6 protein-coding genes are annotated in these 8274 nt (G+C 36.1%); all 6 read left to right on the top strand.

The annotated features are described in order from the left end of the window. Positions 1 to 577 precede the first annotated feature (577 nt). The 6 genes from ilvD to COZ07_RS04140 all read left to right on the top strand — a co-directional run bounded on the left by ilvD (position 578) and on the right by COZ07_RS04140 (position 8190). Complete coding sequence (ilvD, locus tag COZ07_RS04115; protein ID WP_406607317.1) at positions 578 to 2236, top strand: dihydroxy-acid dehydratase; 1659 nt, start codon at positions 578 to 580, stop codon at positions 2234 to 2236. 5 nt (positions 2237 to 2241) lie between these two features. Beyond that, on the top strand, positions 2242 to 3912 hold the full coding sequence (gene ilvB, locus COZ07_RS04120; RefSeq protein WP_406607320.1) for a biosynthetic-type acetolactate synthase large subunit: 1671 nt from the start codon (positions 2242 to 2244) through the stop codon (positions 3910 to 3912). A 2-nt stretch (positions 3913 to 3914) separates the two neighbouring features. Then, entirely contained in the window at positions 3915 to 4427 is a 513-nt protein-coding gene (ilvN, locus tag COZ07_RS04125) for an acetolactate synthase small subunit (protein WP_406607321.1), read from the top strand. A gap of 131 nt (positions 4428 to 4558) precedes the next feature. Further along, the gene (gene ilvC, locus COZ07_RS04130; protein WP_406607322.1) at positions 4559 to 5575 is read left to right on the top strand and encodes a ketol-acid reductoisomerase; all 1017 of its coding nucleotides are present in this window, start codon (positions 4559 to 4561) and stop codon (positions 5573 to 5575) included. Between the two features lie 214 nt (positions 5576 to 5789). After that, positions 5790 to 6617: a prephenate dehydratase gene (pheA, locus tag COZ07_RS04135; protein ID WP_406607318.1), complete on the top strand. Its 828-nt coding sequence runs from the start codon at positions 5790 to 5792 to the stop codon at positions 6615 to 6617. A 43-nt stretch (positions 6618 to 6660) separates the two neighbouring features. Further along, the gene (locus COZ07_RS04140) at positions 6661 to 8190 is read left to right on the top strand and encodes a 2-isopropylmalate synthase (protein ID WP_406607319.1); all 1530 of its coding nucleotides are present in this window, start codon (positions 6661 to 6663) and stop codon (positions 8188 to 8190) included. The last annotated feature ends 84 nt before the right edge of the window (positions 8191 to 8274 follow it).

Consider the following 8274-nt stretch of genomic DNA (forward strand, 5'->3'; position numbering starts at 1 on the left):
TATTTAAATATTTTATTTGACATTTAAAATTAATTGTTGTAAGCTATGTTTCAAATAGAAAAGTAAAACTTGAAGGAAAAGTAGGCGAACTAAAACTGCTAAATAAGGCCAATGATTGTGGTGAATTGGTAGCGAAAGTTTGTCGAAAATCTCACCTTTAAATACCTATAGGTACAGGTAAAATATTAAGTAACCTGTAACGTCTTAAAAACGTTATCTTTTATTAACCAACTGAGTATAAAGATAAAAAATGAAATATATTTGTATTTCTTATCTTTATTAAAGTAGGGTGGTACCACGAATAACTTTCGTCCCTATTTTAGTCTTTTCTTTATAGACTAAATTAAGGATGAAAGTTTTTCATTTTTTGGGAGTATGCCTAGGGTTCCGTCTAATCAATTGAGGTTAGAGTCTGGACCAAGTGGCGTAAGATACTATTACTAATGAGTAATAGTGTTACACCGTGGGTATAAAAGACCCCAGCGGATAGGTCCCTTTTGTTTAATTAACAGAATGGATTTATTGGCTGGGGTCTTTTTATATCTAAAAATAAAATATTAAAAGTAGGTGAATAATTATGCAAAGTGATGTAATAAAAAAAGGTTTGGCCAGGGCTCCGCATCGTTCCTTGCTCAAAGCATTAGGGATAACCGATGAAGAGATGAAAAGGCCTTTTGTTGGTGTTGCTCAAGCAGCCAACGAAGTTATTCCAGGTCACCTTCATTTAAAAGAGATTGCTCGAGCAGTTAAAGATGGTATAAGAATGGCCGGCGGAGTTCCCTTTGAATTTTCTACCATAGGGGTATGTGATGGATTGGCTATGAATCATGAGGGCATGAAATATTCTCTACCCAGTAGAGAATTAATCGCTGATTCTATTGAAATTATGGCTAAAGCCCATGCCTTTGATGCCTTAGTGCTTGTCCCTAATTGCGATAAAATAGTTCCGGGAATGATTATGGGTGCTCTTAGAGTTAATCTGCCTACTATTGTAGTGAGTGGCGGGCCTATGTTAGCTGGATTTTATCAGGGGAAGACTATCGCCCTGAGTAATGTCTTTGAAGCAGTAGGAAAGTTCCAAACCGGTTCTATAAGTGAGCAAGAATTAAAAGAAGTAGAGGATTGCGCCTGTCCGGGGGTAGGTTCCTGCGCCGGCCTGTATACTGCTAATTCTATGAATATTTGGGCGGAAGCAGTGGGTATAGCTCTACCCGGTAATGGAACCATTCCAGCTGTTGATGCCCGCAGAATAAGATTAGCTAAACATACAGGAATGAAAATTATGGAATTATTCAAAAAAGAGGTTAAATTTTTAGATATTATTACTAAAAAGGCTATAGAGAATGCTATTACAGTTGAAATGGCTTTGGGGGGTTCCTCTAATACAATGCTTCATACTCTGGCTATAGCCTTTGAAGCAGGTATTCCTTTTAATCTAGATGATATTAACCAGATAAGAGAACAAGTTCCTCAATTGTGCAGCCTTTCTCCTGCCGGAGAGTACCATATTCAAGATTTAGATAGAGCGGGAGGTATTTCGTCCCTAATTAAAGAGCTGAATAGAAAGAAGGTAATTAATTTAGAAGAGATTACCGTAACCGGTAAAACGGTTAGTGAGAATATTAAAAGTGCTCAAATATTGAATAACCAGGTAATAAGAAATATAGAAAATGCCTATAATCCAAAAGGCGGTATTGTATTTTTAAAGGGTAATTTAGCTCCCCAAGGTGCAGTAGTAAAAAGTTCAGCGGTTCATCCGGATATGTTAAAACATGAGGGCTCAGCAAGAGTATTTAATTCAGAAGAAGAGAGTACTAAAGCAATTTTAGGAGGTAAGATTAAAAAAGGAGATGTAATAGTAATCCGCTATGAAGGGCCTAAAGGTGGACCGGGGATGAGAGAAATGTTAACTCCTACCTCAGCAATTGCTGGAATGGGATTAGACCGCGAGGTAGCTTTGATTACCGATGGACGTTTTTCTGGAGCTACCCGAGGAGCGTCTATTGGACATGTCTCTCCTGAGGCAGCGGTAGGAGGTCCTATAGCTATTGTTGAAGAAGGGGATATGATTGAAATCGATATACCAGAAAAGAAATTAAATGTGAAGTTGGACGAAAATGAAATTAAAGAAAGATTAAAGAGATTAAAGCTGCCTGAGCCTAAGGTAAAATCAGGCTGCTTAAAATACTATGCCAATTTTGTAGGTTCTGCCGATAAAGGAGCAGTAAGGAGATGAGTTATATGAAATTAACCGGGGCACAAATAGTAGTAGAATGTTTAAAAAAGGAAGGGGTAAAGGTAATATTCGGTATTCCCGGTGGGGCAATAATGCCTCTATATGATATCCTTTATAGTGAAACCTCTATAAAACACATACTTACTAAACATGAACAGGGAGCAGCTCATGCTGCCGATGGATATGCCCGGGCTACTGGTAATGTAGGGGTCTGTATAGCTACTTCTGGACCGGGAGCTACTAATTTAGTAACTGGTCTAGCTAATGCCTACTTGGATTCTATCCCCTTAGTAGTCTTTACTGGCCAAGTTTCAACTAATTTAATCGGGACCGATGCTTTTCAGGAAGTAGATATCAATGGCATTACTTTACCTATCACTAAAAATAATTATGTGGTAAGAGAGGTAAGAGATTTAGCCAGTATTATACAGGAAGCTTTTTATATTGCCCGTACCGGAAGACCTGGTCCGGTATTAATAGATTTGCCTAAGGATATCCAATTAGCGCAAACTGAATTTAAATACCCTGAAAAGGTTAGCCTGAATGGGTATAAGCCAACTTTTAGTGGACATATTCAACAGATTAAAATAGCAGCACAAGAAATAAACAAGGCAAAGAAACCAGTTATTTATGCCGGAGGAGGAGTAATTTCCTCTAATGCCTCTTCAGAATTGCGAGATTTAGCTTTCCAAGCGAATATTCCGGTGACTACAACCTTAATGGGATTAGGCACTTTCCCTGAGACTCATTCCCTCTCTTTGGGAATGTTAGGTATGCATGGTACAGCTTATGCGAATTATGCTATTAGTGCTGCGGATCTAATTATTGCTTTAGGAGTAAGATTTGATGACCGGGTTACTGGAAAATTGTCCAAGTTTGGTTCACAAGCTAAAATAATTCATATCGATATTGATCCGGCTGAAATTGGGAAAAATGTCTTAGTCGATATTCCCATTGTTGGTGACCTTAAAAAGGTGTTAAAAAAAATAAATGAGATGATTGAAAAAAAAGAAAATACAGAATGGTTAGAAATAATAAAGGATTGGAAAAGAAAATATCCTTTGAAGTATGAAAATAACCAGGAGTTAAAGCCGCAATATATTATAGAGGAAGTGTATAAAATTTCCGAGGGCAAAGCAGTAATAGTTACTGATGTGGGTCAACATCAGATGTGGGCTGCCCAGTATTATCAATATACTATACCTCGAACTTTTATCTCTTCTGGAGGTTTAGGGACAATGGGATACGGTTTTCCAGCTGCTATTGGGGCAAAGTTAGGTTGTCCTGAAAAAAGAGTAATTTGTATTTCGGGAGACGGTAGCTTTCAAATGAACCAACAAGAAATAGCCACTGCGGTCAATAATAATCTGGCTATTACCGTGATTATTATGAACAATGGTTATTTGGGGATGGTAAGACAGTGGCAGGAACTATTTTTTAATAAAAGGTATTCCTCAACTACCTTAACTGGGAATCCAGATTTTGTAAAATTAATTGAAGCCTATGGAGGAACCGGGATAAGAGTAAATAAAAAACAAGAGTTGTCCCCTGCTTTAGAAAAAGCTCTTTCTTTAAATAAATTTGTTTTAATTGATTGTATTATTCCTGGGGAAGAAAATGTATTCCCTATGGTTAGCCCAGGTTCACCCCTAGACCAAATGATAGGAGTTGATTAATGATGAGACATACTATTGCAGTTTTAGTTAAAGATCACCCCGGGGTTTTAGCCCGAGTAGCAGGCCTATTTACCCGACGTGGCTTTAATATTGAAAGTTTAGCTGTCGGTCATACGGAAGAAAATAATATTTCCAGAATGACCATTGTCGTGGAAGGGGATGAACGGGCTTTAGAGCAAATAACCAAACAGCTGAATAAATTGATTGATGTGATTAGGGTTAGAGATATTTTTCCATCAAACTCAGTGGAAAGAGAGTTGGCTTTAATTAAAGTAAATACTAATTCCTTAGCCAATCGTTCGGAGATAATACAAATGGTAGATATTTTTAGAGCTAAGATAATTGATGTAAATAGCCAAATGATGACTATTGAAACAACGGGTACCGAGGATAAAGTTAATGCTTTAATAGAGTTACTGAAACCTTTCGGATTAAAGGAAGTGGTTAGGACTGGTAAAATTGCCTTATTTAGAGGGAGTAAGAGTGTCTCTACATTTAAGAAACAAGAGGAATAAATATTTTATCAAAATAGACAAAATAAGTCGATTAAGAATAAGAACAAAATTGGTGAATTGGTGAATTGGTGAATTGGTGAATTGTAGTATGTAAACCTAATCTATTTTAAAAATTAAATAAAAAATCTAAAATAAAAAAAGGAGATAAAAAAATGGCTAAAATTTATTATGAACAAGATGTGAAAAAAGAATATTTGAAAGGGAAAACCGTAGCTGTAATTGGTTATGGAAGCCAGGGCCGAGGACAAGCCCAAAATTTACATGATGCTGGAATTAAGGTAATAGTGGGTTTGCGAGAAGGTAGCAAATCATTTGACTTAGTAAAAAAAGATGGATTAAAAGCAATGAATATTTTTGAGGCAACCAAAATAGCCGATATTATTCAAATATTAATTCCTGATGAAGTTCAAGCAAAAGTCTATTATCAGGAGGGGATTGATAAGAATTTACAGGAAGGAAATGTTTTGATGTTTTCTCATGGATTTAACATCCATTTCGGACAAATTACTCCCCCTCCCAATATTGATGTAATTATGGTTGCACCTAAAGGTCCTGGTACTTTGGTAAGAGAGATGTATGTTCAGGGTAAAGGCGTTCCTAATTTGATAGCGATATATCAGGATTATTCCGGGAAGGCTAGAGAAATTGGGTTAGCCTATTCCCAAGCTATTGGAGGGACTAGAGCAGGGACGATCGAGACCACCTTTAAAGAAGAGACTGAAACTGATTTATTTGGAGAGCAAGTAATTCTTTGCGGAGGAGTTACTTCTTTAATCCAGGCTTCTTTTGATGTTTTAGTTGAGGAAGGTTACCAGCCAGAGATTGCTTATTTTGAATGTCTAAATGAGTTGAAATTAATAGTTGATTTAATCTATAAAGGTGGAATTACTTATATGCGAGATTGTGTCAGTAATACTGCTGAATATGGAGATTTGAAAATTGGTAAGAGAATTGTAACTGAAGAAACTAAAAAAGAAATGAAAAAAATATTAACTGAAATTCAGAATGGAGAGTTTGCTAAAGATTGGCTTATTGAGAATCAAGTAGGTAGACCTTACTTTAAAGCAATGCGCAATAAAGAAGCTAATTTTCTTATTGAAAAAGTAGGGAAAAAACTGCGCAGTATGATGCCCTGGATAAAAGACTAATATCGTATTGCGTATAGTTAGGAAAGAAGAAGTCAGAAGACAGAATAAGATAGTATATAGTAAAGAGGAATAGCGCATAACGGGTAAAATTGGTCAATTGGTGAATTGGTTAATTGGTCAATTGGTGAATTGGTAAATTGGAGAATTGGAGAATTGGTGAATTGGTCAATTGGCTAATTGGTGAATTAGTGAATTAATAAGCGAGGTGAGAAATTTGCAAAGTAGGATTGCATTTCAGGGAGAAAGAGGGGCTTTTAGTGAGATGGCCGCTATTAAATATTTTGGTTCTTCTATAGATCCGGTGCTTTGCAGAACCTTTAAAGAAGTATTTCAAAGAGTAAATAGCCAAGAAGCTGAGTATGGTATTTTACCTATAGAAAATTCCCAGACTGGAGGCATTAATGAAGTTCATGATCTTTTATTACATCAAGAATTATTTGCGGTAGGAGAGGTAAAGTTAAAGGTTGAACATTGTTTAATAACCAAAAAACAGATTAATTTTAAATTAATTAAAAAGGTTTATTCTCATCCTCAAGCACTGGCTCAATGTGAAGGTTTTTTGTCTAAAAATTTAGCTCATTGTCAGATTATCCCAGTGTATGATACAGCCGGAAGTGTTAAGATAATTAAAGAATTAAAAGGAAATAATGTTTCAGCCATTGCCAGTAATTGGGCCGCAGAACTTTATGGTTTAAAAGTTTTAAGTTCCGGGATTCAGGATAATAAATATAATTATACTCGTTTTTTAGTTTTATCTCCTGAGATATTTTCAGATCCTAAAAATAATAAGACTTCTATTATTTTTGCAGTAATAAGTAAGCCAGGGGCTCTATATAAATGTCTTAAAGAGTTTGCCCTAAGAAATATTAATTTAAATCGATTAGAATCACGACCGAGCAAGCAAAAACCCTGGGAGTATGTCTTTTATACTGATTTTGAAAAAGGACTATTCGAAGAGAGTGCCCAAGAAGTCCTAAAGGCTTTAAAAGAACATACTACTTTTATTAAGATAATTGGGACTTATTATTCTAAAATAGAGTAAGTTTTTTTTCGGCTAACCATTGAAAAGGAGAGGAGACAGATTAATGGAAAATAAAGTAATAATCTTTGATACTACACTACGAGATGGAGAACAATGTCCTGGTGCATCACTTAATACTTATGAAAAGTTAGAAGTGGCTAAGCAATTAGAGAAGCTTAATGTAGACATAATGGAAGCTGGTTTTCCTATTGCTTCACCAGGGGATTTTGAAGGGGTAAAGCTGATCGCTCAAACCATTAAAGGTTGTACCATTGCTGGTTTGGCTCGAGCAGTAAAGAAAGATATTGAACAAGTCTGGGAAGCAGTAAAATATTCTGAAAGACCCAGAATTCACACCTTTATTGCCACTTCATCTATTCATATGCAATATAAACTACAACTTTCTCCAGAGCAAGTCTTAGAGCAGGCAGTTGAGGCAGTAAAATATGCCCGTAAGCTCTGCTCGGAAGTGGAATTTTCTGCAGAAGATGCTAGTAGGAGTGATAAAGAATTTTTATACCGGATTTTTGAAGAGGTAATTAAGGCTGGTGCTACCATAATAAATGTGCCGGATACAGTAGGATATGCCCAACCAGAGGAATTTGGCAGATTAATAAAGGATATCAGAAAGAATGTTCCTAATATTGAAAAGGCAGTCATTAGTGTTCATTGTCATAATGACCTGGGATTAGCAGTGGCTAATTCTTTAGAGGCTATAAGAAGCGGAGCTACTCAGGTAGAATGTACGGTGAATGGAATTGGAGAAAGAGCAGGTAATGCCTCTTTGGAGGAGATTGTTATGGCTCTTCAAACCAGGAAGGATATTTATAACAAATGGACCCAGATTAATTCCACTCAAATATGTCCTAGCAGTAAATTAGTGAGTAAATTGACCAGTTTTGTTATTCAGCCTAATAAAGCGGTGGTAGGGAAAAATGCCTTTGCCCATGAAGCAGGTATCCATCAAGCTGGAATATTAAAAGAGCGTACTACCTATGAAATTATGACCCCTCAATCAGTAGGTTTAGAAAGTAATAGTCTAGTTCTGGGGAAACATTCAGGGAGGAATGCCCTTAAAAAGAGATTAGAAGAGATGGGGCATACTTTAGATCAGGAAAAGTTAAATGAGGTCTTTGAAAAGTTTAAGGAGTTAGCAGATAAAAAGAAAGAGATTTTTATTGAAGATTTGGAGGCTATTGTATCTGAAGAAATAATAGCTAAAATTCCAGAAACCTTTAAACTAGAATATTTTCATCTTAATACGGGTAATCGTACTTTGCCTACAGCAACAGTTAGGTTATTATTTAATAATGAACCTTTGGAAGATGCAGCTTGTGGAGATGGTCCAGTAGATGCTTCTTTTAAGGCTATAGATCGAATAACCAAATTAAAAATCAAGTTGACCGATTATAATGTGCGAGCTTTAACCGGTGGAAAGGATGCTCAAGGAGAAGCGAGTGTAAAGATAAGTGATGAGAAAGGAAATATCTTTACCGGCCGAAGTATAAGTACCGATACTTTAGAAGCCAGCATAAGGGCTTATCTTAAAGCGGTAAATAGATTGATATTTCATTTGTCCTTAGCCACAAATTAATAGGAAGTGATTAAAGATGAACAAAAAGATAGAAATAATGGATACTACTTTACGAGATGGAGAACAGATGAAGGATGTAAGTTA

Origin of the sequence: Candidatus Infernicultor aquiphilus, from assembly GCF_002784285.1 — a bacterium.
In the GTDB taxonomy this organism is placed as follows: domain Bacteria; phylum Atribacterota; class Phoenicimicrobiia; order Phoenicimicrobiales; family Phoenicimicrobiaceae; genus Infernicultor; species Infernicultor aquiphilus.

Excerpts from the sequence above, each read along its gene's own strand:
- ilvD (WP_406607317.1), top strand. The coding sequence starts at position 578 with ATGCAAAGTGATGTAATAAAAAAAGGTTTGGCCAGGGCTCCGCATCGT.
- COZ07_RS04140 (WP_406607319.1), top strand. The coding sequence starts at position 6,661 with ATGGAAAATAAAGTAATAATCTTTGATACTACACTACGAGATGGAGAA.
- ilvN (WP_406607321.1), top strand. The coding sequence starts at position 3,915 with ATGAGACATACTATTGCAGTTTTAGTTAAAGATCACCCCGGGGTTTTA.
- ilvB (WP_406607320.1), top strand. The coding sequence starts at position 2,242 with ATGAAATTAACCGGGGCACAAATAGTAGTAGAATGTTTAAAAAAGGAA.